Source organism: Pseudomonas sp. 43(2021) (assembly GCF_017490805.1).
Lineage (GTDB): Bacteria > Pseudomonadota > Gammaproteobacteria > Pseudomonadales > Pseudomonadaceae > Aquipseudomonas.
Genome location: NZ_JAFGYJ010000184.1, coordinates 1 through 587 on the forward strand (window position 1 = coordinate 1; position 587 = coordinate 587).

1 protein-coding gene is annotated in these 587 nt (G+C 60.6%); it reads left to right on the forward strand.

What is annotated here, in order from left to right:
* Positions 1–73: 73 nt before the first annotated feature.
* A partial coding sequence (locus J5M71_RS26650) for an aldehyde dehydrogenase family protein (RefSeq protein WP_207838475.1) occupies positions 74–587 on the forward strand: 514 nt, incomplete at its 3' end.

Here is a 587-nt window from a genome sequence, read left to right on the forward strand (position 1 = left end):
TTATTATTCAGTTTCCAGAAAACTAACGCCACCCTACTCTAGGCCCATCCGACGAACCTACAGGACAACGTCAATGAGCCAGATTTCCAGCCAGACCCACGCCATCTCGTTCAACCCCGCCACCGGCGAGCAGATCGGGCAATACGCGTTTGAATCCGCCGCTGCCCTTGATGCGGCACTGACTCGCGCTGCCTTCGCTTTTGGCAAATGGAAGCGCAAGCCGCTGCAGGATCGTTCGCGTCTTTTGACCGCCCTCGCCGGCGCGCTGCGTGAAACCTCAGAAGCGATGGCAACCATGATCACCCAGGAAATGGGCAAGCCGATCGCCCAGGCCCGTGGCGAAATCGAGAAATGCGCCAAGCTCTGCGAGTGGTACGCCGAGCACGGCCCGGCCATGCTCGACGCCGAAGCCACCCAGGTTGAAGGCGGAAAAGCGCGTATCGAGTACCGTCCGCTGGGGCCGATTCTGGCGGTGATGCCGTGGAATTTCCCGATCTGGCAAGTGCTGCGCGGCGCGGTGCCGACGTTGATCGCTGGCAACACTTACGTGCTCAAGCATGCGCCAAACGTGATGGGCAGCGCTTACC